The sequence below is a fragment of the Luteimonas terrae genome, from assembly GCF_004358165.1.
Classification (GTDB): Bacteria; Pseudomonadota; Gammaproteobacteria; order Xanthomonadales; family Xanthomonadaceae; genus Luteimonas; species Luteimonas terrae.
On sequence record NZ_SMTG01000002.1, the window covers coordinates 202,490 to 227,056 of the forward strand.

The 24,567-nt window shown below is 67.4% G+C and carries 21 protein-coding genes; 10 read left to right on the forward strand and 11 right to left on the reverse strand.

Features of this window, described 5'->3' with window-relative positions; translation table 11 throughout:
• Positions 1 to 89: 89 nt before the first annotated feature.
• The 3 genes from E2F49_RS01060 to E2F49_RS01070 all read right to left on the reverse strand — a co-directional run bounded on the left by E2F49_RS01060 (position 90) and on the right by E2F49_RS01070 (position 5,795).
• Positions 90 to 524, reverse strand: a complete 435-nt coding sequence (locus tag E2F49_RS01060) for a DUF2147 domain-containing protein (RefSeq protein WP_133392254.1) — start codon at positions 522 to 524, stop codon at positions 90 to 92.
• A 100-nt stretch (positions 525 to 624) separates the two neighbouring features.
• Complete coding sequence (locus E2F49_RS01065; RefSeq protein ID WP_208004775.1) at positions 625 to 2,664, reverse strand: alpha/beta hydrolase family protein; 2,040 nt, start codon at positions 2,662 to 2,664, stop codon at positions 625 to 627.
• Between the two features lie 119 nt (positions 2,665 to 2,783).
• Entirely contained in the window at positions 2,784 to 5,795 is a 3,012-nt protein-coding gene (locus E2F49_RS01070) for a TonB-dependent receptor plug domain-containing protein (RefSeq protein ID WP_133392255.1), read from the reverse strand.
• Positions 5,796 to 6,126: 331 nt separating this feature from the next.
• Between E2F49_RS01070 and apbC the strand changes: the two genes are divergently transcribed.
• On the forward strand, positions 6,127 to 6,975 hold the full coding sequence (gene apbC / locus E2F49_RS01075) for an iron-sulfur cluster carrier protein ApbC (RefSeq protein ID WP_133392256.1): 849 nt from the start codon (positions 6,127 to 6,129) through the stop codon (positions 6,973 to 6,975).
• Between the two features lie 67 nt (positions 6,976 to 7,042).
• Positions 7,043 to 7,621 carry a dCTP deaminase gene (gene dcd / locus E2F49_RS01080; protein WP_133392257.1) on the forward strand — a complete coding sequence of 193 codons (579 nt, stop codon included), beginning with the start codon at positions 7,043 to 7,045 and terminating at the stop codon, positions 7,619 to 7,621.
• A 20-nt stretch (positions 7,622 to 7,641) separates the two neighbouring features.
• Here dcd and E2F49_RS01085 read toward each other — a convergent pair whose 3' ends face one another.
• Both E2F49_RS01085 and E2F49_RS01090 read right to left on the reverse strand, forming a co-directional pair.
• Positions 7,642 to 8,058 (reverse strand): HIT domain-containing protein, encoded by a 417-nt coding sequence (locus E2F49_RS01085; RefSeq protein WP_133392258.1) that lies wholly within the window; start codon positions 8,056 to 8,058, stop codon positions 7,642 to 7,644.
• The gene (locus tag E2F49_RS01090) at positions 8,055 to 8,744 is read right to left on the reverse strand and encodes a dienelactone hydrolase family protein (RefSeq protein ID WP_133392259.1); all 690 of its coding nucleotides are present in this window, start codon (positions 8,742 to 8,744) and stop codon (positions 8,055 to 8,057) included. Before E2F49_RS01090 ends, E2F49_RS01085 begins: the two co-directional genes overlap by 4 nt.
• A 176-nt stretch (positions 8,745 to 8,920) precedes the next feature.
• On the opposite strand from E2F49_RS01090, the gene rimO reads away from it, so the two are divergent.
• On the forward strand, positions 8,921 to 10,291 hold the full coding sequence (gene rimO, locus E2F49_RS01095) for a 30S ribosomal protein S12 methylthiotransferase RimO (protein ID WP_055247189.1): 1,371 nt from the start codon (positions 8,921 to 8,923) through the stop codon (positions 10,289 to 10,291).
• Complete coding sequence (locus E2F49_RS01100; protein WP_055247190.1) at positions 10,288 to 10,683, forward strand: hypothetical protein; 396 nt, start codon at positions 10,288 to 10,290, stop codon at positions 10,681 to 10,683. Before rimO ends, E2F49_RS01100 begins: the two co-directional genes overlap by 4 nt.
• A 76-nt stretch (positions 10,684 to 10,759) precedes the next feature.
• On the opposite strand, the gene E2F49_RS01105 is transcribed toward E2F49_RS01100, so the two are convergent.
• The 4 genes from E2F49_RS01105 to E2F49_RS01120 all read right to left on the reverse strand — a co-directional run bounded on the left by E2F49_RS01105 (position 10,760) and on the right by E2F49_RS01120 (position 14,333).
• Complete coding sequence (locus E2F49_RS01105) at positions 10,760 to 11,650, reverse strand: siderophore-interacting protein (protein ID WP_133392260.1); 891 nt, start codon at positions 11,648 to 11,650, stop codon at positions 10,760 to 10,762.
• A 112-nt stretch (positions 11,651 to 11,762) separates the two neighbouring features.
• On the reverse strand, positions 11,763 to 12,320 hold the full coding sequence (locus E2F49_RS01110; RefSeq protein ID WP_133392261.1) for a hypothetical protein: 558 nt from the start codon (positions 12,318 to 12,320) through the stop codon (positions 11,763 to 11,765).
• On the reverse strand, positions 12,317 to 12,823 hold the full coding sequence (gene greB, locus E2F49_RS01115) for a transcription elongation factor GreB (RefSeq protein WP_133392262.1): 507 nt from the start codon (positions 12,821 to 12,823) through the stop codon (positions 12,317 to 12,319). Before greB ends, E2F49_RS01110 begins: the two co-directional genes overlap by 4 nt.
• A 10-nt stretch (positions 12,824 to 12,833) precedes the next feature.
• Positions 12,834 to 14,333: a helicase HerA-like domain-containing protein gene (locus tag E2F49_RS01120; RefSeq protein ID WP_133392263.1), complete on the reverse strand. Its 1,500-nt coding sequence runs from the start codon at positions 14,331 to 14,333 to the stop codon at positions 12,834 to 12,836.
• A gap of 134 nt (positions 14,334 to 14,467) precedes the next feature.
• Between E2F49_RS01120 and E2F49_RS01125 the strand changes: the two genes are divergently transcribed.
• Positions 14,468 to 16,021, forward strand: coding sequence for a transglycosylase SLT domain-containing protein (locus E2F49_RS01125; protein ID WP_133392264.1), 1,554 nt, complete (start codon positions 14,468 to 14,470; stop codon positions 16,019 to 16,021).
• Positions 16,022 to 16,280: 259 nt separating this feature from the next.
• Here E2F49_RS01125 and asd read toward each other — a convergent pair whose 3' ends face one another.
• Together asd and E2F49_RS01135 are read right to left on the reverse strand one after the other, a co-directional pair.
• On the reverse strand, positions 16,281 to 17,129 hold the full coding sequence (gene asd, locus E2F49_RS01130; RefSeq protein ID WP_133392265.1) for an archaetidylserine decarboxylase: 849 nt from the start codon (positions 17,127 to 17,129) through the stop codon (positions 16,281 to 16,283).
• Entirely contained in the window at positions 17,126 to 17,791 is a 666-nt protein-coding gene (locus tag E2F49_RS01135) for an SCO family protein (RefSeq protein WP_133392266.1), read from the reverse strand. Before E2F49_RS01135 ends, asd begins: the two co-directional genes overlap by 4 nt.
• Positions 17,792 to 17,903: 112 nt before the next feature.
• On the opposite strand from E2F49_RS01135, the gene prmB reads away from it, so the two are divergent.
• The 5 genes from prmB to E2F49_RS01160 all read left to right on the forward strand — a co-directional run bounded on the left by prmB (position 17,904) and on the right by E2F49_RS01160 (position 24,563).
• Positions 17,904 to 18,875 (forward strand): 50S ribosomal protein L3 N(5)-glutamine methyltransferase, encoded by a 972-nt coding sequence (gene prmB, locus E2F49_RS01140; protein ID WP_133392267.1) that lies wholly within the window; start codon positions 17,904 to 17,906, stop codon positions 18,873 to 18,875.
• Positions 18,876 to 19,291: 416 nt separating this feature from the next.
• Positions 19,292 to 20,410: a chorismate synthase gene (gene aroC / locus E2F49_RS01145; RefSeq protein WP_133392268.1), complete on the forward strand. Its 1,119-nt coding sequence runs from the start codon at positions 19,292 to 19,294 to the stop codon at positions 20,408 to 20,410.
• Positions 20,403 to 21,413 (forward strand): 2-hydroxyacid dehydrogenase, encoded by a 1,011-nt coding sequence (locus E2F49_RS01150; RefSeq protein ID WP_133392269.1) that lies wholly within the window; start codon positions 20,403 to 20,405, stop codon positions 21,411 to 21,413. The genes aroC and E2F49_RS01150 overlap by 8 nt, the downstream gene beginning before the upstream one ends.
• Before the next feature lie 90 nt (positions 21,414 to 21,503).
• Complete coding sequence (locus tag E2F49_RS01155; protein ID WP_133392270.1) at positions 21,504 to 22,532, forward strand: aspartate-semialdehyde dehydrogenase; 1,029 nt, start codon at positions 21,504 to 21,506, stop codon at positions 22,530 to 22,532.
• A gap of 186 nt (positions 22,533 to 22,718) precedes the next feature.
• Positions 22,719 to 24,563, forward strand: coding sequence for a FimV/HubP family polar landmark protein (locus E2F49_RS01160; RefSeq protein WP_243713355.1), 1,845 nt, complete (start codon positions 22,719 to 22,721; stop codon positions 24,561 to 24,563).
• Positions 24,564 to 24,567: the final 4 nt, after the last annotated feature.

Genomic DNA, 24,567 nt, shown 5'->3' on the forward strand with positions numbered 1-24,567 from the left:
AGAGTCGCCCGACGCTTGCCGGGCTCAGGGTCGGAAACGAAAAAGGCCCGGCAGTGCCGGGCCCGTTCTTCGAACGATTTCCTCAAAGGTCACTCGCGTTGCCAGACCTGCTCGCGGCAGATGAAGGCAATGCAACCCGAGACCCCGATGCGGTTGGCATCGAGCATCTTCGCCTTGGACTTGTACGTCTTGCCATTGGCCGGGTCGAGAATCGTACCGCCCGACCACTCGCTGCCGTTGGGCTTCAGATCCCACAGAATGGTCATGCCCGTGATCGGCTGGTTGCGCCGGTTGCCGGTGCACTTGTCGCAGACCGGGTTCGGCCCCCGCTCGGAGTGCAGGACCTGCGCCACGCGACCGCTCAGCGTGCCGTTGGCGGCCTGGGTGATCTCGACGATGGACTTCACCCGCCCGGTCTCGTCGTCGATGGTCTTCCAGCGGCCGACGGGCGACTGGGCCGAGGCCACCATTGAGGCCAGCATCATAGGGGCGAAAAACAGGAGAAGTGATTTTTTCTTACGCATAGTCATATTCCCTCCCAAGGGATGTGGCCTTTGCACACCGGCCTTATAACGCAACTCGCGACGCGCAGGACTCGCCACGTGTCTATCGCAAGACAGACGTTCAGAGACCCTGGCCGCCGCAACCGCCGCCCAGGTAGTCATCGATGATCTTCAACTGCTCGGTCATGATCGCGCGAGTCCACGCCGGACCATGTGCGTAATCTGCAATCTCGTGGTACTCAACGTCCTGACCGGACTGCTTCGCCCGCGCCACGAACCATTCTGACTGCTCGATCGGCACCGTCTGATCGCGCACGCCGTGATAGACCATGATCGGAATCTGAATGTTCGCCGCCTGTGTCAACGGACTCAGGCCTTTGACGGTCGGTGCCTGAGCCTGACGGAAGAAGGGGTTGGTGTAGAACCGTGCCCAAATCCGTTCGATGTCGGAAACGCCCGCACCCGCGATCGCGCATTTGTAATGTCCGTTGGGGCGGACTGCGGCCGCGAAAGCGGAGTAACCGCCGTACGAATATCCGAACATGGCGATCCGTTTGGCCTGGGCGATTCCCTGATCGACGAGCCACTTCGCGCCATCGTCCTTGTCGTCCTGCATCTTCTGGCCCCACTCGGTATCACCGGCCATCCAGAGCTTGCGACCCCATCCATCCGACCCGCGAAATTGCGGGCGCAGCACAACCTTGCAGCGGGATGCCATCAAGGGCACCCACATAGAGCCGTCAAAATCGATTGAGTCGCGAGACCACGGGCCCCCATGGGGATGGACGACCGCCGGCAGCGGTCCAGTCCCGCAGAGCTCTGGATCGGGCCTGGTGAGGAATGCCGGGATCTGGAGGCCGTCGCGTGCCGCGTAATACACCAGCTCGGTCTGGCCGAGCGCGCGGGTGTCCAGCTCGGGATATGCCTTGGCGAGCAGCGAAAGCTGACCGTTGCGGAAGAGGTAGTACTCCGGCGGCGCAGATGCACCACTGACCATCAAAAGTACGGTAGAGAAATCGGGCGTGAAGCCCGTAATGCGATAGTCCTTCTGGGCCGGGTATTCAATCGTTGCGCGATCCGACGTTGCCGGGTCTACGAGCTCCAGTGCGGCGTTTGTGATGCCGAGCGCCTGCCGAAGACCCGCGTCCAGGGAGCGCATCTGCGGCGATGTCCATTCGACGTCGTCGCCGCGTGGCCCCTCGTAACCGAGCCCGAGGATCGCGCCGAAGCCGCTGCCCGCACTGCGGTAGGGATTCACCAGCACACGATTCGCGTTGAAGAACTTGTGTTCGAACAGCACTTCCTTGCGCTGCTTGGATGCGATGTCGTATTCGTAGATGACCGACTTGTCCCGGCCTTCATTGCTTTCGATGAACGCGATATTCGGATCGCTGCTGAACCCGATGATCTGGGTCTGATCCCGATTTTTCACGTACGAGCGAAAGTGTTCTTCCCATGCGTTGCTCTGCGGATTCCGGAACTCGGCCGCGATGTAAGCGCCCACGCTGTCGACGTTCGTCTTCAGCCGTGCCCGGAGTTCACCATCAAGATCGGCGACGTAACCGGCGACGTTTTCGCCCGAAATCTGCACGCGCACCGAAGAGTAATTGCGCAGATCGACGCGGTAGACATCGCCCGCATTACTGCCGACATTGTTGACCACAAGAATGTGGTGGGAATCGTTGGGAAGGCTATCGAGCACCGTCGGGCTGACGCGGGCCTGCATCAGTTCCTCGGCACGACTGGTCGCGCGGGGCAGTGTGAGCGGCTCCTTCCAGTCTCTGCCCTGGAGGTCCGTGATCATCAATTTGTTGAGGAACGTTCGGGTCACACGATCGGTACGCAGGTCGAAAGGCTGCCAGAACGAGACCGCTAGCCGATCGTTCTTGATGAAAGACACGCCCGTGATCTTCATGCGGTTCGAGCCAATCAGAGTAGGCGCCTCGTTCAGCGCGTCCGTCCTCCAGACCGCGATTACACGCTCTTCGCCATCTGCGCGCAGCGCTGCGATGTGTTGACCATCCGGAGACAGGGTAAAGCCGGAGAATTGGGCGAACGCGCCGAGTTGCTGGACGCTCGGAACCTCAGGGGCAGAAGCCTGAGTGGGTTGCGCGAGCGCGAGAGAGGAGGCGATCGAGAGAGCAAAGAGTATCGATTTCACTGGTCTTCATCCGTTTGGTCAGTGCTTGATCGAGCGTAGCGCATCGAGAAAAAAAGCCGCCACTCAGGGAGTGGCGGCTTTGTATTGAAAAACTTACCGCGTGCTAAAGACGCTACCGCTTAGAACGACTTCGAAACATTGAAGAAGAACGTTCGGCCGAAGTAGTCGTAACCACTGTAGAGCGGCGCGTTGCCGACGCGGTTGTAACCCGCATTGGCCGAAATCATCGGCGGCTCTTTGTCACCGATGTTGCGAGAACCGACCGTTGCTGACCAATCGTCGCCGTTGTACTGCAAGGACAGGCTGGACAGGAAATAGTTGCCGGTCTCCATCAGGTAGTCCTGACGGTAATCGGTGTCGAAGTAAGTGTCGTAGTAGTCGTAATCGTTGGTCGAAGAGACCCAGTCGAGTCCATAGCGGACCTGCCAGTTGCGAACTCGGTAAGACAGATCCAAGTTGCCTGCGTACTGGGGAGCCGTGATGCGGCCAGTATTGTTGCGCAGCGGATCGGTCGGGAACGTGCGGCCTGCCTGATCCAGGTAATTCGAGATCTGGGCGGTGGTGCGGAAAGAACCCGGGCCGATGTCCCGCACGTAACGGGCAGTGAAATCCCAGCCACGCACCAGGCTTTCGGAGATGTTGACGTAGCCAGAGGTCACCGACAGCGAGTTGTTCGCACCACGTGCCACCAGACCGCACTGACCGAGGCCAGCATTGAAGTCGGAAGGCTGACTGTCGTAGCAAAGACCAAGCACCGATCCGCCGGTCAGACGTGCGACACCGTTGTCCACCTTGATGTCGTAGTAGTCGGCCGCGAACGAGAGATCGCCGAACCAAGTCGGGAATTCCGGCTGGATCACAACGCCCGCAGTCATTGCAACCGAGGTCTCGGCTGCCAGACCTGTCTCAGCACCGCCCTGGGTGATCGACGTGATGCTGCTGGTTTGCTGGAAATCCGTTGGCAGCCCTTCGCTGGCGCAATTGATGTAACGAGGCGAATCCGGGCTGCGGCTGCCGTAATCGTTGCACGGGTCGGAGGCGGTTCCAAGGAAGCCGCTGGTGGCACCCAAGTACTGTTCGAACAGTGCCGGCGCGCGGAACGAGGTGCCACGCGAGGCACGGATCGAGAGCCAGCTCACGGGGGTGTACAGCATGCCGAGCTTCCACGTCGAGTCATCGCCGTAGGAATCGTAGTCCGTGTAGCGCGCGGAGGCGTTGAACGTTAGTTCCTGTGCGAACGGAAGGCCCGACAGTGCCGGCACTTCAAATTCGATGTAGGCCTCGCTGACCGAATCCTTGCCGCGAGTGGGTTGCGACGCAGTAAAGCCGTACAGATTGTTGTTGATCGAGTTAATGTCAGGAGTGTCGTCGATTTCCTGGCGACGGTGCTCGGCGCCCATCGCGACACTCACTGTGCCTGCAGGCACGTCGAACAAGGGGCCATTGACGCCTGCGTTGAAGGTCGATTCGGTGTAGATGGTGCGTCCCTTGGTGTCCTGCACGATCCAGTTGCGGTATGCCTGAGGAATATCGCCACCAACGACGGCCGCCGTCAGAGCTGGTGCCGCTACGCAACCCCCAGAGGGATCGCGACAGACAAAGCCACCGTTCCCATCCGAGACGACGTCGTAGCTGCGCGCAATGCGATCAGTTAGGCGATTTTCTGTGTAGTAAGCCGAGTCTGAACGCGCATGGCTGTAGCTGGTGTCGTAGCTCCACTCGTTACCGATATTGCCGCGCACGCCGCCGGTGGCCCGGAAGAAATCAACCACCTGCCAGTTGTCGTAGTTGCCGAAATCAACAAACGCACGAACACCGATGTCGAGGCCGTTCGTCGAGCCGTCGGCAGGAGCTCGCTGGCTCCATGGCAGCGCCCGAAGTTCGGCGGGGAGAAGCGGGCTGCCAACGACATAATCGATGCTGTGCTGCAGCCAGCCGGTTTGACGCGATTCGCGACGGTGGCCGAGCGCTTCGAAGTAGAGCTCGGCGTCGCCAAGGGCGTTCAGGTCAAATCCGCCCTGCAAGAACCCAGTGGTGTTTTTGGTCGGAGAAACCAGCGATTCGCGCAACATGGCCGGGCTGAAGCCATCACGGCTGAAGTAGCTCACGCCTTCATAGCCGGGCAGACCAGTCGTCACGCCCGGATTGGGGCGCCAGCGGTTGAAGACGTTGCCGTTTGCACCTGCTCCGATGCTGCCGGGGCCGGCGACGCCGACCAGGTTCACGGTACCGATCGTGTTGATGGTGGTGCCGCTGTCATCAATCGTCCAACACTTCGGTCGACCTGTCGCCGGATCGATGAAGTCGTCTGCACCGTAGGTGCCATCAGCGTTCCGACCAAGCAGTGGCTGCGGACAGTCAGTAGCCCAGCCGCGCTGACCCATCGTCAATTCCGAGCGCTGGTACATCTCCAGAGAGCCGGACAGGTGCCAGCGGTCACCGGTCATGCCAGTCATGATGCCAGCACGCGTTTCGTCGCCACCGCCGTCACCGGTGACGTTACGCTGGAACTCCACGGTGGTGTCGTCCACGCGCGTGCGCGTAATGACGTTCACCACGCCGGCGACCGCGTCCGAGCCGTAAATGGAGGATGCACCGTCCTTCAGGACCTCGATGCGCTCGATCATGATGTTCGGCAGGACGTTGAGATCTGCCGAACCCACCGCGCCTCGCGAGCCAGCCGGCGAAACGCGGCGGCCATTCATCAGGGTCAGCGTGCGGGTGGCGCCCAAGCCACGCAGCGACAGGGTGTTCACGCCAGGTCCGCCGTTCACCACGAATCCGCCGTAAGCGTTGTTGATCTGGGACGAGCCACCGGTTACCGAGTTGCTCTGTAGGACGCCCGTCGTCGATGCGAAGCCGGCGAGCGTCGACTCTTCGCGATTGATCACCTGGACAGGCGACACGGAATTGAAAGTATCCCGCGCGATGCGCGAACCGGTCACGCTGACGCGATCCAGCGTAGTGGCCGAGCCACTCGTCGCCTGCTCAGTCGTGGCCGTGTCTTCTTCTTCGGCGGACGTGCTCTGGGCTGCCGCGAAGCTCATCGGCAGAAGAAGTGCAGTGGCAAGAGCGATCTGCAACGGGTTGCGACGGAGAGCGCCGCGTGAGCGATTAACGCGCGAATTCATCAAAAATCCCCTTATTAAACAATGACTTTAGTCGCTTGGTGAACGCAAGGTTAAGCGACTGTGAGTGGAGACTAACACTGTTTTTACACACTTTGGCAACTTCTTTTTCACACGCTCTACATCCAAAACGCGTTTTGAGCGTGCAACTGCGGGGCCGGTGTAACAGATCGGTAGGAGGCGCCAGTCGGTCAAGCAGCGTGCAACCGCTACCTCACAAGGCGCGTTCGCCGGACTGTTCGAGGAAAACGGTCCCATCTGTCGAAAGTCGTATCCTGAGTAGTGGCCTTGCGCTGGACGCTTGTCCCTGTACCCAATTCACAAATGGATTCACATGTCCAACGTCGCACGAGCTACGCAGGGCGGGCTCTTCCCGCTCCCCCGCATCCGCAACCTCATCGCCGTCGGCTCCGGCAAGGGCGGCGTCGGCAAATCCACGACCGCGGTGAACCTCGCGCTGGCGCTTGCGACCGATGGGGCGCGGGTCGGTGTGCTGGATGCGGACGTCTACGGGCCGAGCATTCCGATGATGCTGGGGCTCTCGGGCAAGCCGGACAGTCCGGATGGCAAGTCGATCCTGCCGATGCGTGCGCACGGCATCGAGGCGATGTCGATCGGGTTCCTGGTCGACCAGGACACACCGATGATCTGGCGCGGGCCGATGGCGACGTCGGCGCTGACGCAGCTGCTCAACGACACGCTGTGGGGTGGGGACGAGGCGCTCGACTACCTGCTGGTGGATCTGCCGCCGGGCACGGGCGACATCCAGCTGACGCTGGCGCAGAAGATTCCGGTCGCCGGGGCGGTCATCGTGACCACGCCGCAGGACGTGGCCACGCTCGACGCGCGCAAGGCGCTCAAGATGTTCGAGAAGGTCGAGGTGGCCGTGCTCGGGTTGGTCGAGAACATGGCCCAGCATGTCTGCACGAACTGCGGCCACGTCGAGCATCTGTTCGGCGCGGGCGGTGGGCAGCGCATGGCGGCGCAGTACGGCGTGCCGCTGCTGGGGTCGCTGCCGCTGGAGATCGGCATCCGCGAGCAGGGCGATGCCGGAGCGCCGATCGTGGTCGCGGCGCCGGCTTCGGCCGCCGCGCAGGCCTACCGGGCGACCGCGCGCAACCTGGTGGCAGAACTGGAGAAGCGTCCGCGCGCGCCGATGTCGATTTCCGCGTCGCTGGTCTGATCGCTGGACCGGCCGCGGCCGGACGGCGACAATGCGCGGCCCTTCCGCCGCGCCGCAGGACCCGTTGATGAGCATCAAGAGCGACCGCTGGATCCGCCGCATGTCCGAGCAGCCCGGCGGCATGATCGAGCCCTTCGAACCGGGCCAGATCAAGCAGGACCCCACCGGCCAGCGCATCGTCAGCTACGGCACCTCGAGCTACGGCTACGACGTGCGCTGCTCGCGCGAGTTCAAGATCTTCACCAACATCAACTCGACGATCGTCGACCCGAAGCATTTCGATCCCGGCAGCTTCGTCGACATCGAGGCGGACGAGTGCATCATTCCGCCGAACTCCTTCGCGCTTGCGCGCACGGTTGAGTACTTCCGCATTCCGCGCGACACCCTGGTGGTGTGCCTGGGCAAGAGCACGTACGCGCGCTGCGGCATCATCGTCAACGTCACGCCGCTCGAGCCGGAATGGGAAGGCCACGTGACGCTGGAGTTCAGCAACACCACGCCGCTGCCGGCGCGCATCTACGCCAACGAGGGCGTCGCGCAGATGCTGTTCTTCCAGTCCGATGCCGACGACGTCTGCGAGACCTCCTACAAGGACCGCGGCGGCAAGTATCAGGGCCAGACCGGCGTCACCCTGCCGCGCACCTGATCCACGCGTTTTCGAACGTCCTAGTTCGGTAGCGCGGCCTGCAGCTGTGCGATGCGTGCGACCAGCTGCTCGGGCGAATAGGGGCGCGCAGCGACGCGGCCCCAGACGGGGGCCGGCCAGGCGGGGTCCCCCTGTTCGCGGCCGATCACGTGCACGTGCAGCTGTTCGACCATGTTGCCCAGCGCGGCGATGTTGAGCTTGTAGGGCCGGAACGCGGTGCGCAGCAGGCGCGCTGCGAAGTCGATCTCGTCGGTCAGCTGGCGCCGCTGGTCGGCATCGAGGTCGATCATCTCGCGCGCGTCCGCGACGCGCGGCACGAGGATCAGCCACGGATAGTTGGCATCGTCCATCAGCCGCAGTTCGCACAGGGCCAGCGTGGTCAGCGGATGCGTGTCGTCGGCGAGCTGCGGATGCAGCGCATACGGGGCGTGGTTCATGGCGTCGCGTCCTGCCGCAGCGCGGCGTCGAGGAAGGCGAGGGTGGCGCGGCGTGCGGCGTTGGCGCTGTCGGCGTCGTAATGCGCCGGGTCGACATCGCGGTTGAAGCCGTGGCCGCCCGGGTGCACCAGGACCGTCGCGTCCGGCTGTCGCGCGCGGTGCTCGGCGATGTCGTCGGCGGAGATGCTGCCGTCCTGCGCACCGAACTGGAACAGCATCGGCGCCTGCAGCGGCTCGTCGAGCACCGGCACGGTGCGGGCGCCGTAGTAGCTCACGGCCGGCAGGCCCAGGCGCGTATTGGCCAGGAAGGCCAGGGTGCCGCCCCAGCAGAAGCCGACCACGCCGATACCGCGGTGGCCTTCGGTCTGCAGCACGTCTCGACAGGCGCGCAGGATGCCGATCGCGCGATCGGTGCCCAGCGATTCGACCAGCGCGCGCCCCTGTGCGAAGCCGTCGGCGTCGTAGGACAGCTCCACATTGCGCGCGATCGGGTCGAACAGTGCCGGCGCGATCGCGGCGTAGCCGGCGGCCGCGTAGCCGTCGACCACGCTGCGGATGTGCGCGTTGACGCCGAAGATCTCCTGGATGACGACGATCGCGCCCAGCGCCGCGGCACCGTGCGGCGGGTCCGCGCGCCAAGCGTTCACCGGTCCGGCAGGCGTGGCGAGGATGACGTCCCGGCCCATGGGGAATCCCTGTTCAGGTGGCGACCCGAGTCTAACCGAGGCGCCAACGGCGCGTCCGTGCGGGCTGTCGCTGCGCGGGCCGGCGGTATACTGCGCGGTCTTCGCGCGCGGGCGCTGTGTCCGCGCCCTGCGATTTCCAGCCGCCCACGGCGGCCGCCTCCCAAGCCACGGTTCCCATGTCCGCAGCCAATCCCAAGGTCGGGTTCGTCAGCCTCGGCTGTCCGAAAGCCCTCGTCGATTCCGAACGCATCCTCACCCAGCTTCGTGTGGAGGGTTACGACATCGTCCAGACCTACGACGATGCCGACGTCGTCGTGGTCAACACCTGCGGCTTCATCGACTCGGCGGTGACCGAATCGCTGGACGCCATCGGCGAGGCCATCGCCGAGAACGGCAAGGTCATCGTGACCGGGTGTCTGGGCAAGCGTTCGGAGGTGATCCGCGAAGCGCATCCGGATGTGCTGTCGATCAGCGGGCCACAGGACTACGGCTCGGTGATGCGCGCGGTGCACTCGGCCGCGCCGCAGGTGCACAACCCGTTCGTGGATCTGGTGCCGCGCCGCGCCGCGCTCGACGACATCGGCATCAAGCTGACGCCCAAGCATTACGCGTATCTGAAGATTTCCGAAGGCTGCAACCACCGCTGCAGCTTCTGCATCATTCCGTCGATGCGCGGCGATCTGGTCTCGCGCCCGGTTGATGATGTGCTGCGCGAAGCCGAGAAGCTGGTGCGCGGCGGCGTGCGCGAGCTGCTGGTGATCTCGCAGGACACCTCGGCCTACGGTGTCGACGTGCGCTACGCCGAGCGCACCTGGCACGAGCGCCAGTACGCCACGCGCATGAAGGCGCTGTGCGAGGGGCTGTCGGAGCTGGGCGTGTGGACGCGCCTGCACTACGTGTATCCGTATCCGCACGTCGACGACATCATTCCGCTGATGACCGAGCGCCACGCAGACGGCATGCCCAAACTGCTGCCGTATCTGGACGTGCCGCTGCAGCACGCCAGCCCGCGCATCCTCAAGCTCATGAAGCGCCCGGGCGCGATCGACAAGACCCGCGAGCGCATCGCGCGCTGGCGCGAGATCTGCCCGGAACTGACGATCCGCAGCACCTTCATCGTCGGCTTCCCCGGAGAGACCGAGGACGATTTCCAGCAGCTGCTCGATTTCCTCGACGAAGCCCAGCTGGATCGCGTCGGCGCGTTCGCCTATTCGCCGGTCGAGGGCGCGACGGCCAACGCGCTGCCCGACGCCGTGCCGGAGGAGGTGAAGCAGGAGCGTCTGGCGCGCTTCATGGAGAAACAGGCCGAGATCTCGAGCGCGCGGCTCGAAGCCAAGGTCGGGACCACGCAGATGTGCCTGGTCGACATGATCGACGGCGATCTGGCCATTGCGCGTTCGATGGGCGATGCGCCGGAGATCGACGGCGTGGTGCAGATCCAGGACGGTCGCGAGGCGGATCTGCAGCCCGGCGATTTCGTCGATGTCGCGATCATGGGCAGCGACGAGCACGATCTGTACGGCGAGGTCGCCGAGGTGCTGGCGTGATCCGCCGCGCGCTGGCGCTGCTGGTGGCGCTGTGCGCGGCCGGTGCCGCGCACGCGGCCGACGGTCTCAGCGGTACCTACCAGCCCGTCGATGCGGGCAATGCCGCGTTTCCTGCCGATGCGCAGCTCGTCGTGCGCGCCGAAGGTCGCGGCTGGCTGGCGATGTTCCGTGGTGAAGGCCTCGCGCTGCTGCCGCTGACCGCGATGGAGCAGCACGGCCTGTTCCCGGACATCGGCGTGGAAGCGCGCCTGCAGTGCGCGTACTCGCGCGCGTTCCTGCTGTGCCGGGTCGCGCCGGGCACCGAGTTCGCGGACAAGGGGTTCACGTCGAAGACCGGCTATTTCACCGCGCTGTCGGACGACCGCATCTTCGAGATGCGCCGGGTCGACTGACCGACGAGGCTGGCCTTCGGCGGAACGCATTCGCTGACTCGTGCGCAAGCGCGCACCCGCGAACATCGCGCCCGGATCAATCCAGTGCGCGGCCGAGCCGCCAGTACCCCATGCAGGCGACCGCGCGCCGGTCGATGTCGAGCGCACCGATGAGATGGCGGCGCATTGCCATCGCCGCAGCGGATTCGCAAGCGATCCAGGCGTGGAAGCCGTGGTCGCCGGCGGCGCTGCGTTCCCACAGGATTTCGCTGTCGAGATCGATCTCAAGCTTCGCGGTCTCCGCATCGGGCGCGTGATGCGCGGGCATCAGCCGGCGCAGGGCGGCCTGCAGGCGCGCGCCGTGCGCGGCGCCGTTGCGCGGCAGCCAGTGCAGCGATGCACCGGCCGGTGCACGCAGGTCGAGCCGGTCGGCATCGTGGGGAATTTCGAGCAGTGCGATCACGCGCGGCGGCTCGGGCGCGTCGGCCAGTTGCTCGAGAATGCCGGCGATCGCCGGCACCGCCGTCTCGTCGCCGATCAGCAGCACCTTGCGCAGACCCGTCGGCGGGCGCCATTCGAAACCGTCCGGCACGCCGTCGAAGCCGGCATCGGGCGCCAGCATCACCAGCACGTCGCCCGCATCGGCGCGCGTGGCCCACGCCGAGGCCGGCCCGCTGTCGCCGTGCAGCACGAAGTCCACATCGACCTCGCGCTGCTCGGGGCGCAGCGCGCGGATCGTGTAGGTCCGCATCGGCGGGCGCGTCTCGGCCGGCAGCGCGCGGTACTGCGCGTACCAGTCGTCGCCGTCGGGCAGCGCCGGCATCGTGGCGCCGTCGAGCGGGAAGAACAGCTTGACGCGCTGGTCGGGCGCATGCGTCGCCATGCCGGTGACCGAGTCGCCGTGGAGCGTGAACCGGACGAAGCCGGGTGAAAGCGGCGTGCGGCGGCGGACGTGCAGCGGAAATTTGCGATACGAAGCGCGGGACATGCAGCGGATCCGGGTGATGCGGAAAAAGGATGGCTGCGTCGGAAGACGTGGCTGGGCGGTGGATTGCCGACGGCGATTGTAGGAGATCGCGGCCTGCGGGCGGCTGAAGCGCCTACTGCGGGGGCGCGGCGGCCTCGACCGCGTCCACGTAATCCCAGGTCGCGACCTCGATCGCATCGAGTGCGGCGATGGCCCAGGGCAGCAGGCGCCGGCCCTCGTCGCCGCCGTCATCGAGCATGGTGCCGGCGGCGTTGTAATCGACCAGTGCCTGCCACGCGGGGAGGCGTGCGTCGACGGTGGCCTGCAGCTGGCGCAATGCGGCGTCCGCCTGGCGCGCTGCGCCCGGCGCGGCCAGGGCCGTGTCGGCACGACGCTGGAAGTCGGCGCCGAAGTGGTGGGTGTCGGTGCGTGCGCGCCAGAACGCGCCCAGCCGGAAGCGTTCGTCGTCGGCAGCGATCTGCCCGCGTGGCGTGCCCGGCGCGCCGCGTTCGATCAGGAAGCGGCGCAGTCGATGCGCGAGATCGGCGTGCGCCAGCGTCTTCGCATCCTGCGTGGCATGCGCGGTCGTCGCGCCCGTCGGCGGTGACGCGTCCTGCACACAGGCCGACAGGCCCAGCACGACCGACAGCAGGCCCGCCGCGCGGACGGCCGCACGCACGGGTCCGCTCACGCCACGCGGTACTCGACCGCCACCACCGCAAAGCGCACCGGCCCGGCCGGCAGCATCGCCACGAATTCGTCGTCGACACGCTTCTTGAGCATTGCCCGCGCCAGCGGGGAATCGATGCTGATCCAGCCGGCCTTCGCATCGGTCTCGTCGGGTCCGACGATGCGGTAGCGCGCCAGCTCGCCGCTGTCGGTGTCTTCCAGCTCGACGTGCGCACCGAAGAACACCGCCTCGGGATCGCTCGGTGCCACGTCCACCACGCGCAGAGATTCCAGTCGCTTGGACAGATACCGCACGCGCCGGTCGATCTCGCCGAGCTGTTTCTTGCGGTACGTGTACTCGGCGTTTTCCGAGCGGTCGCCCTCGGCGGCCGCGGCCGACAGTGCGCGCACGACCTCGGGGCGGCGCACACGCCACAGGTCGTCGAGTTCGGCCTTCAGCCGCGCGTGCCCCTCGGGCGTGATCAGCGCAGTGCTCGTCTCGGGGGGTGGGCGCCAGCGGCTCATCGTGCTGCGGTCATCGCTTGCCGCCGAGCAGGCTGCCCAGCAGGCCACGCACGAGCCGGTTGGTGATGGTGCGCACGGCCTGCTTGCCGGCGGCTTCCACCACGCCCTGGCGACGACCGGTGCCGAACAGGAAGTCGTTGATCTTTTGCCCGGCGCCGCCTTCTGCCGAGGCGTCGTCGCGCGCGGTCTTCGCCGGCGGCGCCTTGGCCTGCGTGGTCGACTCTTCGGCGCGCTTGGCCAGAAGTTCCGCAGCCGACTCGCGATTGACCGGCGTGTCGTATTTCGCGCCGACCGGGCTGTTCGCGCGCACCTGCGTGCGCTCTTCCGGCGTGATCGCGCCCATGCGGCACCGCGGTGGGGCAATCAATGTGCGCTCGACCGGTGACGGCACGCCCTTGTCCTGCAGCGTCGACACCAGCGCCTCGCCGGTGCCGAGCTGCGAGATCGCACTGGCGACGTCGAGCGCAGGGTTGGGCACGAAGGTCTGCGCCGCGGTGCGCACGGCCTTCTGGTCGCGCGGCGTGAACGCGCGCAATGCGTGCTGCACGCGATTGCCCAGCTGGCCGAGCACGTTGTCGGGCACGTCGTCGGGGAACTGCGAGCAGAAGTACACGCCCACGCCCTTGGAGCGGATCAGGCGCACGACCTGCTCGATGCGCTGCTGCAGCGCGGCCGGCGCATCGTCGAACAGCAGATGCGCCTCGTCGAAGATGAAGACCAGTTTCGGCTTGTCGAGATCGCCGACTTCCGGCAGCGTCTCGAACAGTTCCGACAGCAGCCACAGCAGGAAGCTCGCATACAGCCGCGGGCGCAGGATCAACTGGTCCGCGGCCAGGATACCGATGACGCCATGGCCATCGGTGGACGTGCGCATCAGGTCCGACAGCTCCAGCGCCGGCTCGCCGAAGACAAGATCGCCGCCGTCCTGTTCCAGCCGCAGCAGCGCACGCTGGATCGCGGCGACCGACTGCGGACTCACCAGCCCGTACTGCGTGGAGATGTCCTTGCGCTCGTCGCTTACCACGCCCAGCAGCGCGCGCAGGTCGGCCAGATCGAGCAGCAGCAGGCCGCGGTCGTCGGCGAGCTTGAACACGATGTCGAGCACGCCGGCCTGCGTATCGTTGAGTTCGAGGATGCGCGACAGCAGCACCGGGCCGACTTCGCTGACCGTCGTGCGCACCGGATGGCCGAGCTTGCCGTAGAGATCCCAGAACACGACCGGGCTCGCAGCCGGCGCCCAGTCGATGACACCGGTCTCGGCCGCGCGGGCGAGCAGCGCGTCGTTCGCCGTGCCCGCGACCGCGAGACCGGCGACATCGCCCTTGACGTCGGCCATGAACACCGGCACGCCGATGCGCGAGAAGCCTTCGGCCAGCGTCATCAGGGTGACGGTCTTGCCGGTGCCGGTCGCGCCGGCGATCAGGCCGTGGCGGTTGCCGAGTTTCGGCAGCAGGTGGACCGCGCCCGACGCGGGCGTGGTGACGGCCTTGCCGATCAGGATCGGTTCCATGGCGTGCGCATGTTCCGGACGTGGACGGATGCGCCCGATTCTAGCGACTGCGTCGCGCTTCGCGTGGCGCGCCTTGCCCGTCCGCGACGGCCGGGGCTACCCTGCCGGGCCCTGTCTGCCGGACCCCCGTCCCGATGCGAGATTCCGTTTCCACGACGCTGCGCCTGGGCGCGCTTGCACTGGCGCTCGCGCTGGCCGCCACGGCCACCGACGCGCACGCGCAGTCGCGCCGCGATCGCGAGGCCGCCGAGGCGCTCAACCAGCGCATGCTCGACGCCGAAGGCCGGTATCGCCAGGCGCTGGTGCAGATCGCCAACGACGATCCGGCCGGCATGCAGGCCAGCAATGCCGCGCTCGAGGACATGGAAGACGTGATGCTGGCCTGCGAGAAGCAGCGCGGCTGCAGCGTTCCGCAGTTGCTGACGACCTACAAGCGCCTGCTCAAGGCCGATGCCGACGCGCAGGCCGGGCAGGGCCCGGAGGACGCCGACGTCGACGGCGCCGAAGGCACGCTGCCGACCGCCGACGTGCCGGCCGCCGCCAGCGCCTCCGCGCTGCTCGCCGAGGACGAGCGCTTCAAGCGCATGGTCCAGCTCAATCCGGCGGTGCAGGCGTCGATCCGCCGCTGGCTCACCGACATGCGCGTGTCGCTGATGACCAGCCACGAGAACTACCAGTACATGCAGCACCTGATGTCACCGGCATTCAAGCGCAGCGGCCTGCCCGAAGCGCTGCTGTTCGGCATCATGGCCAAGGAATCCAACGGTCGCGTGCATGCGCGCTCGCGTGCGGGCGCCGCAGGCCCGTTGCAGTTCATGCCGGCGACCGGGCGCCGCTTCGGCCTCGGCCCGGACGGCACCGGTTTCGACACGCGCTACGACCCGCGCCTGTCGGCCGACGCGGCGGCGGTCTATCTCAACGAACGCTTCGCCCAGCACGGCAACGAGATCGAATACTGGCTGGCCGGCTACAACGGTGGCGAAGGCCGCGCGCTGCGCATCTATCGCGAAGCCGCGGGCCGCAGCTTCTGGGACCCGGGCGTCTACAACCAGTTTCCGGCCGAGACCAAGGACTACGTGCCGATGGTGATCGCCGCGGCGTGGCTGTACCTGCATCCGCAGGAATACGGTCTGACGTTCCCGAAGATCGACACGCGCCCGGCCACGTTCACCCTCGAGCGCCCGGCGTCGATCTACGAACTGACGATCTGCATGGGCAACGGCAACACGCGCGACGGCTACATGCGCGCGCTGCGCAATCTCAATCCGAGCTACGAGGCCGAGAGCCTGCTGCCGGTCGGCACCACGCTCGCCGGCACCACGCGCATGGCCAGCCTGTACAAGCGCTGGTGCGTGCGGGGCGAGCGCGCCGATCTCGCCGCCGAACTGGTCAACAGCGATCCGCGCGCCGCGATCGTGCGCACGGGTGCGATCGAGGTGCTCTCGACCGACGGCGATCCGCCGCCGGCCGCGCTGCCGCCGTCCGCCGCCGCGCCGCGTCCGCCCGAAGCCGTGCCTGCACCGGCACCGGCGCGTACGCACCGCGTGGCACGCGGCGAGACCCTGGGCAGCATCGCCCAGCGGTACGGATGCGATGTGCCGGTCCTGGCCCGTGCGAATGGCCTGCGCGCACCGGCGTATGCCCTGCGGCAGGGACAGTCCTTGAAGCTGGAGGGGTGCTCGCGCTGATGCAATGACCTGCTCTGGCTCTTTCCCCCGCGTGCGGGGGATGAGAGCGATCCGTGTGCGCGGCACTGCCGCGCGGATCGATCGAATGCCCGGCGTGCTTCGCCGGGCCGGACAGGCTGGAATGGGGGCAAGGCTTCAGGACCGACGACAGATCATCGGGCCCTCTTTCGTCCGCAAACTCGCTTGAGAGTGCTGACCCGCAACCGGGCCGTTTGCCCCCACCCGACCCTCCCCCGCACACGGGGGAGGGCTATGGAGCTCAAACGTCGCTGCGCGTCGCCAGCCGCTGACCCAGCCGCACCGGCGACTCGGCTTGCAGCGACGGCTCCAACTCGGCCACGCCCTTGGGCAGCAGCACGATCACGGTCGATCCGTAGTTGAAGCGCGCCATCTCTTCGAAACGCTGCAGGGTGATGCCCTTGCCGCGCCAGTCCTTGCGCTGGATGCGATCGCCGTAGGCGGGAATCTCCTCGCCGCTCCAGACGGTTTCCACGCCCGACACCAGCAGCGCGCCGACCATGACCTGCACCATCGGCCCGAAGTCGGTGTCGAAGTGGCAGACCAGACGCTCGTTGCGCGCGAACAGACGCGGCACCTTCGAGACCGCGGCAGTGCCCACGCTGAAGAGCCGGCCGGGCACGTGCACCGTCTCGCGCAGCGTGCCGGTCCACGGCATGTGCACGCGGTGGTAGTCGCGCGGCGACAGGTACACGGTGGCGAAGCTGCCATCGAGGAACGGCTCGGCGTCCTGCACGTCGCCCAGCAGCTCGGCAACGGTGAACGACTGGCCCTTGGCCTGGAAGATGCGCCCGGCCTCGATCGGACCGCATTGGCTGATGTGTCCGTCGGCCGGCATCACCAGTGCGCGCGGGTCGGGATCGGGCACGCGCGCCCCCTCGCGCAGTGCGCGGGTGAAGAAGGCATTGAAACTTGCGTACGAGGCGGGGTCCGGATTCGCCGCTTCCGACAGGTCCACGCCGAACTTGCGCACGACGGTGTCGATCAGCCAGCGCCGCGTGCCGGGATGGTCCGAATACGCCAGACGCCGCGCCAGCGACGACAGATAGCGGTGCGGCAGCGCGTAGGTGAGGGTGGTCGTGAAACTCATGGACGATGCTCGGCGGTCAGGCGCAGCAGGTCGGCGGCCACCGCGTCGGGGCGCGGCGTCTCGGCGTTGAGCACGCTGCCCGAGACCGCGCCGGCCACGCGGCCCTGCGGGTCGAGCACGGCCAGAGACGCGCTGTGGTCGATGGTGTAGGCGCCGTCGGGGGCGTCGCGGTCCAGCGGGACCTTGGCGAACACCATCGACAGCGAACGGGCGAAGCGCTCCAGCGACGGCACGTCGGCCGTGGCGGCCAGCGTGTCGCGATGGAAGGCATGGGCGTAGTCACCGAGGCGCTCGGGCGTGTCGCGCTCGGGATCCACCGACACGAACAGCACGCGCGGACGCGTGGCTTCCGGCAGCGCTTCCCACTGGCGCTGCGCCTGGGCCAGATGGGTCAGCGTCATCGGGCAGACATCCGGGCAGTGGGTGAAGCCGATGAACACCAGCGTCCAGTGACCGGCCAGTTCGCCGGGCAGCAGTTGCGTACCGTCGGACTGCTGCAGGGCGAAGTCCGGAATCGCGCGCGGCTGCGGGTAGAGCTGCACGACCTGCAGATCGGGCTGGCGCGCGGTGCTGCCGCCGGCGAAGAACTTCTGCGCGACCAGCAGACCGAGACCGCCGGCCAGCGCGATGCAGAGAATGACGAGGGTGGTCCTGTTGAACATCGGGAAGTCCGTATCGGCCGCCGGGCATGATACCCGGCGCGCCGTCGGCGGCCTCGCGGGGCCGGTGACCTATAATCCGCGGCCATCCAGCCGTACCCGGACCGCGCGTGCCATGACCGAAGAACTGCAGACGATCGTCGACCTGATCCGTTACGGCGCCAGCCGTTTCAACGCGGCCGGCCTGACCTTCGGCCACAGCTACGACAACGCGATCGACGAGGCGACCCAGCTCACTCTGCATGCGCTGCACCTGCCGCACGATCTGAGCCCGGTCTACGGCCAGTCGCGGGTCACGCTGGCCGAGAAGGAAGACGTGCTGGGCCTGTTCATCCGTCGCATCGAGGAACGCGTGCCTGCCGCCTATCTGACCGGCGAGGCCTGGTTCGCCGGCCTGAGCTTCAAGTCCGACGCGCGCGCGCTGGTGCCGCGCTCGCCGATCGCCGAACTGATCCTCGGCGGCTTCGAGCCGTGGCTGGGTGGCCGTGAAGTGCGCCGCGCGCTGGACCTGTGCACCGGTTCGGGCTGCATCGCGATCGCGATGGCGCACCACAATCCCGACTGGCACGTCGACGGCGTGGACCTCAGCGACGACGCATTGAGCCTCGCGGCCGAGAACGAGGCGCGGCTGGAAGTCCGCAACACGCGCTTCCTCAAGTCCGACCTGTTCGAAGGCCTGCAGGGCGAGCACTACGATCTGATCGTCACCAATCCGCCCTACGTCACCAATGACGAGACCGACGCGCTGCCGAAGGAGTACTCCTACGAGCCAGAGATGGGTCTGCGCGCCGGCGACGACGGCCTGGACCTGGTGCTGAAGATCCTCCGCGACGCGCCGCTGCACCTGACCGAGGACGGCCTGCTGATCTGCGAGGTCGGCGAGTCCGAGCAGCACCTGATCAAGCTGCTGCCCGAGCTGCCGTTGATGTGGATCGAATTCCAGGTCGGCCAGATGGGCATCTTCGTCGTCGAGCGCCACGATCTGGTCACGCACAGCGCGAAGATCACGCGCCTGGCGGCGGAGCGCGAGGGGAAGGCCTCGGCAGCTGTCGAGGCGACGGGGAGTGCGGGGGCGGGGTTGTTCTGATTGTTGCTGTCATCCCGGCGAAAGCCGGGATCCAGTGACTTCAGCTGTGTTCTGGCAATCTGGCTAACGCTTCCGGTGCGGGATCAAAGTCACTGGATGATCCGACATTCGTCCGTTGAACGCCCGGCTTTCGCCGGAATGACGGACAAAACGCGCGAGTGATATCTGCGGTCTCGCTGACAGTGAGTCCCGTCATCCCAGCGGAAGCTGGAAGCGCGTTTCAACAGCCGAACGGCTGGTCATCCACCTTGATCTTCGCGAAGATCAAAATGGGCCCCAGCTTCCGCTGGGGCGACGGTAGTCAGCGTCCAGCGCCCGAAAGTTCGCCCCGCAACCATGCGTCCACGCGCTCCGTTTGCGCGTTAAGCTTGCCGGCCCGCGTCCCGTCCTGTCGCGCCGCTTCCGGCGCCGGTGCCATGTCCAGCAACCGTTTCGGCCAACTGTTTTCCGTCACCACCTTCGGCGAGAGCCACGGGCCGGCGATCGGGTGCGTGGTCGACGGCTGCCCGCCGGGCCTTGCGCTGGCGCCCGGGGACTTCGCCCACGACCTCGAACGCCGCGCGACCGGCAAGAGCCGCCACACCTCGGCGCGACGCGAGGCCGACGAGGTCGAGATCCTCAGCGGCGTGTACGAAGGCCTGACCACCGGCACGCCGATCGCGCTGCTGATCCGCAATACCGACCAGCGCAGCAAGGACTACACGAACATCGCGCGCCAGTTCCGGCCCGGGCATGCCGATTACGCCTACTGGCAGAAGTACGGCATCCGCGACCCGCGCGGTGGTGGGCGCTCCTCCGCGCGCGAGACCACGATGCGCGTGGCGGCCGGCACCATCGCCAAGAAATGGCTGCTCGAGCGCTTTGGTGTGCGCGTGCACGGTTACCTGTCGCAGCTCGGCGACATTGTGCCGGGGCAGGCCGCGACCGATGCGATCGACTGGGACATCGTCGAATCCAGTCCGTTCTTCTGGCCCGACGCCGCGCAGGTGCCCGAGCTGGAGACCTACATGGACGCGCTGCGCAAGTCCGGCGACTCCGTCGGCGCGCGCGTGACCGCCGTGGCCGACAACGTGCCGCCGGGCTGGGGCGAGCCGGTCTACGGCAAGCTCGACGGCGAACTCGCTGCGGCGATGATGTCGATCAATGCGGTCAAGGGCGTCGAGATCGGCGCCGGTTTCGCGTCGATCGTCCAGAAGGGCAGCGAGCATCGCGACCTGATGACGCCGCAGGGCTTCGCGTCCAACCACGCCGGCGGCGTGCTGGGTGGCATCAGCACCGGCCAGCAGATCGTGGTGTCCACCGCGTTCAAGCCGACGTCGAGCCTGCGCCTGCCGGCCGACGGTCTGGATACCGACGGCAACGTGGTCGAAGTGATCACCACCGGCCGCCACGACCCCTGCGTCGGCATCCGCGCCACGCCGATCTGCGAGGCGATGCTGGCGCTGGTCCTGATGGACCAGGCGCTGCGCCATCGCGCGCAATGCGGCGACGTCGGCACCGTGACGCCGCGCATTCCCGGGCGCTTCGATGTCTGAGCGGCCGAAGGTCTGGGTCTCGCAGCCGCTGTTCGACGACATCGTCGCGCGGCTGCACGACCATTTCGACGTCGTGCAGGTGCCGGAGGTCAGCGAGCACGGACCTGCGGCGATCGCGACGGCCCTGCGCGAGGTCGACGGCGCACTGGTCACGCTCAACGAGCGCGTCGGCGCCGCCGAGATCGCCGCTGCGGCGAAACTGCGTGCGGTCTGCAACGTCGGCGTGGGCTACAACAATCTCGATGTGCCGGCCCTGCGTGCACGGGGCATCGTCGCGACCAACACGCCCGACGTGCTGACCGACACCACCGCCGATTTCGGTTTCGCGCTGATGATGGCCGCTGCGCGCCGGGTCACCGAGGCCGAGCGCCACCTGCGCGCCGGCCAGTGGCAGGGCTGGAACTTCAAGGGCCTGCTCGGCGCCGATCTGCACGGCAGCACGCTGGGCATCCTCGGCATGGGCCGGATCGGGCAGGGCATCGCGCGCCGCGCGTCCGGCTTCGACATGCGCGTGCTGTATCACAACCGCAGCCGCCTGCCGGCCGACATCGAGCGCGCCTGCAAGGCCGAGTACGTCGACTTCGACACGCTGTTCGCGCAGGTCGATCATCTGGTGCTGGTGCTGCCGTATTCGGCCGCCAACCACCACATCGTCGACGCGGCCGCACTGGCGAAGATGCGACCGACTGCGACGCTCACCAACATCGCGCGCGGCGGCATCGTCGACGAGGCCGCATTGGCCGATGCGCTGGCCAACGGGCGTCTGGCCTCGGCCGCGCTCGACGTGTTCGAAGGCGAGCCTGCGGTCGACCCGCGTCTGCTCGCGCTCGACAACATCGTGCTGACCCCGCACATCGCCAGCGGCAGCCTCGCCACGCGCCGCGCCATGGTCGAACTGGCCGTCGACAACCTGATCGCCGCGCTCGGCGCCGGCCCGGACGCTGGCAATCCGCCGACGCCGATTTCGACCGCCAAAGACGCGAAACGTCCGGGAACCGCCTGAGCATCCGGGCGGGCGGTTCCCCGAAATCCGATGTCCTGTTGCGCCCGCGCGTCACGCGCGTCCCACATCCAGATTGATCAGAGACCTTCCATGTCCAGTTCCCAGAACCGTCGTTTCCGCGTTGCCGTCGTCGGTGCCACCGGCGCCGTCGGCGAAACCATGCTGTCGATCCTCGCCGAGCGCGATTTCCCCGTCTCCGAACTCGTCGCCCTCGCCAGCGAACGCTCGGCCGGCACCACCGTGAAGTTCGGCGACGACGACATCGTCGTGCAGGACCTCGCCACCTTCGATCCGGCCGGCGTCGACATCGCGCTGTTCTCCGCCGGTGGCGACACCAGCAAGGCCTACGCGCCGAAGTTCGCCGCGGCCGGTGCCGTCGTCATCGACAACAGCTCGGCCTTCCGCTACGACGACGACATCCCGCTGGTGATCAGCGAGGTGAACCCCGAAGCGGCGCGCAACCGTCCGCGCGGCATCATCGCCAATCCCAACTGCTCGACGATGCAGATGCTGGTCGCGCTCGCGCCGCTGCATCGCAAGGCCGGCATCGTGCGCATCAACGTGTCGACCTACCAGTCGGTGTCGGGCGCGGGCCGCTCGGCGATGGAAGAGCTGGGCCGCCAGACCGGCGATCTGCTGAACTTCCGCGAGATCGACCCGCAGAAGTTCCCGGTGCAGATCGCGTTCAACCTGATCCCGCAGATCGACGCGTTCCTGGAGAACGGCTTCACCAAGGAAGAGATGAAGCTGGTCTGGGAGACGCACAAGATTCTCGGCGACGACAGCATCCGCGTGAACCCCACCGCGGTGCGGGTGCCGGTGTTCTATGGCCACTCCGAAGCGGTGGCGGTCGAGTTCCGCGAGCCGCTGTCCGTCGACGAGGCGCGCGCGATCCTCGCGACCGCGCCGGGCGTCGAAGTGGTCGACGAGCGCCAGGCGGGCGGCTGGCCGACGCCGGTCACGCATGCCTCGGGTCGCGACCCGGTGTTCGTGGGACGCCTCCGTGAGGATCTGTCGCACCCGAACGGTCTGAACCTGTGGATCGTCGCCGACAACATCCGCAAGGGCGCCGCGCTCAATGCGGTGCAGGTCGCCGAGCTCATTGCTGCCGAAGGCTGAGTCCGCAACCGGCGGCGCTGCAGCCCGGTTGCGCCGCCGTTCCCGCACGCCGGCACGCGCGGTTGCGCGCGCTGCGCGTTGCGGAGCGGGAGGCCGCGCCGCTACAGTCGCCGCATAAATCCGGCTCGCCGGCAGCATCACCGCCCGATCCCGCACGCTGCGGGGCGGCAGAAACAGGGGACGTTCGTGTCGCGCACCTTCAAACGTCTGTTGCTGGCCGGCAGTCTGCTGGCCATCGCCGGGCCCGCGCTTGCGCTGGGCCTGGGCCGCATCGAGGTGCGCTCGCAGCAGGGCCAGCCGCTGCTGGCCGAGATCCCGGTGGTGTCCAGCGATCCGGCCGAGCTGCGCCAGCTGCAGGCACGCCTGGCTTCGCCCGAGACCTTCGCCCGCATCGGCCTGGAGCCGCCGCGCGGCGTGGTCTCGGACCTGCAGTTCAACGTCGCACTCGATGCGCGCGGTCGCCCGGTGATCCGCGTGACCAGCGCCGCGCCGGTCACGCAGGAAGCGCTGACCTTCCTGGTCGAAGTCGACTGGGGGCAGGGCCGCCTGGTCCGTGAATACTCGGCGCTGGTCGCCGTGCCCGACACCGTGGCCGCACCCGCGCAGCCGACGATCCAGGCACCGGTCGCTGCGCCTGCACCGAGCATCGTGCGTGCGCCGACGCCGCCGGCGTCACCTGCGCCTGCACCCGCGCCGCAACAGGCGGCGACGCCGACCGAACCTGCACCCGCCAGCGATGCCGTCGCGGCGACACCGCCTGCACCACCGCCTGTCCCCGCGGCTGCGCCGGCACCGGCGCCCGCGCCGGTCGCACGTCCAGCCGCCGGTCTCGCACCGGGCGATGCATTGCCCGCCGTGCGTGCCGGCCAGACGCTGTCGTCGATCGCCGCGCCGCTGGCAGAGGAGGCCGGCATCAGCGTCAACCAGGCGATGCTGCTGTTGCTGCGGACCAATCCCGACGCCTTCATCGGCGGCAACCTCAACCTGGTTCGTCAGGGCGCAGTGCTGCGGGTGCCGGCGCGCGATGCCTGGAACCAGTTCAGCGCTGCGGAAGCCAATGCCGTCGTGCGCGAGCAGGTCGGTCAGTGGCGCGAACTGCGTCGTCCGGCGCCGCAACCCGCAGATGCCGCCGCACCTGCGTCCGCTGCCGCAGCCGCAACGCCCGTGGCACCGGCCGCAGCGCCGCGCAGCGCCGAGGCCCGTCTCGAAATCACTCCGCCCGCGAACGGCAGCCAGCCGTCGGGCACCCAATCCGGCATCGCCGCCGGCGCTGGAGGCGACATGCTCCGCCAGGAACTGCAGACGGCCAACGAGACCGTCGCCGCACGCAATGCGGAAATCGACGAACTCAAGGCCCGCCTGTCCGATCTCGAACAGCTGCAGCAGCAACAGCAGCAGCTGATCCAGATGAAGGACGCCGAACTCGCCGCTGCCCAGCAGCGCATGGAGACGAGCAACCAGCAGACGCCGGAACCGGCCACGGCGCCGTTCCCGTGGCTGTGGCTGGGTCTGGCGATTCTCGTCGTCGGCGCGCTGGCGTTCGTGCTCGGTCGTCGTGGCCGCAAGCCGTCCGGCACGCCGCGCTTCGACAGCAGCACGCTGGCGGCGGCCACCGCCGCGCCCGCTGTGGCGCCTGTCGTCGTGCCGGAGCCTGCGATCCCGCCCGCTGCACCTGCCGCTCCGCCGGCCTTCGTGCGTGATGCGCCAGCGCCCGTCGCCGTGCCGAGCGAACCCGCCCCGGTTGCGGCTCCGCCTGCGTCCGGTCCGACCTGGCACGCGCACGGCGCGCCGGACCCGGTCGTCGGCCCCGTGCCGCCCGTCGACGCCGCAACGCCGGCGCCCGCCGCGGTCGAACTCGACGGCGGTGAGGCGGTCGAGCTGCCGATCGGCATCGAGCGCATCGAACTCGCACGCGCCTACATCGATCTGGGCGACACCGAGACCGCGCGGACCCTGCTGCAGGAAGTGGTGGAAGGCGACGATCTGGCAGCCGCTGCGCAGGCCGCGCAGCTGCTGCGCACCCTGGCCTGAGTCA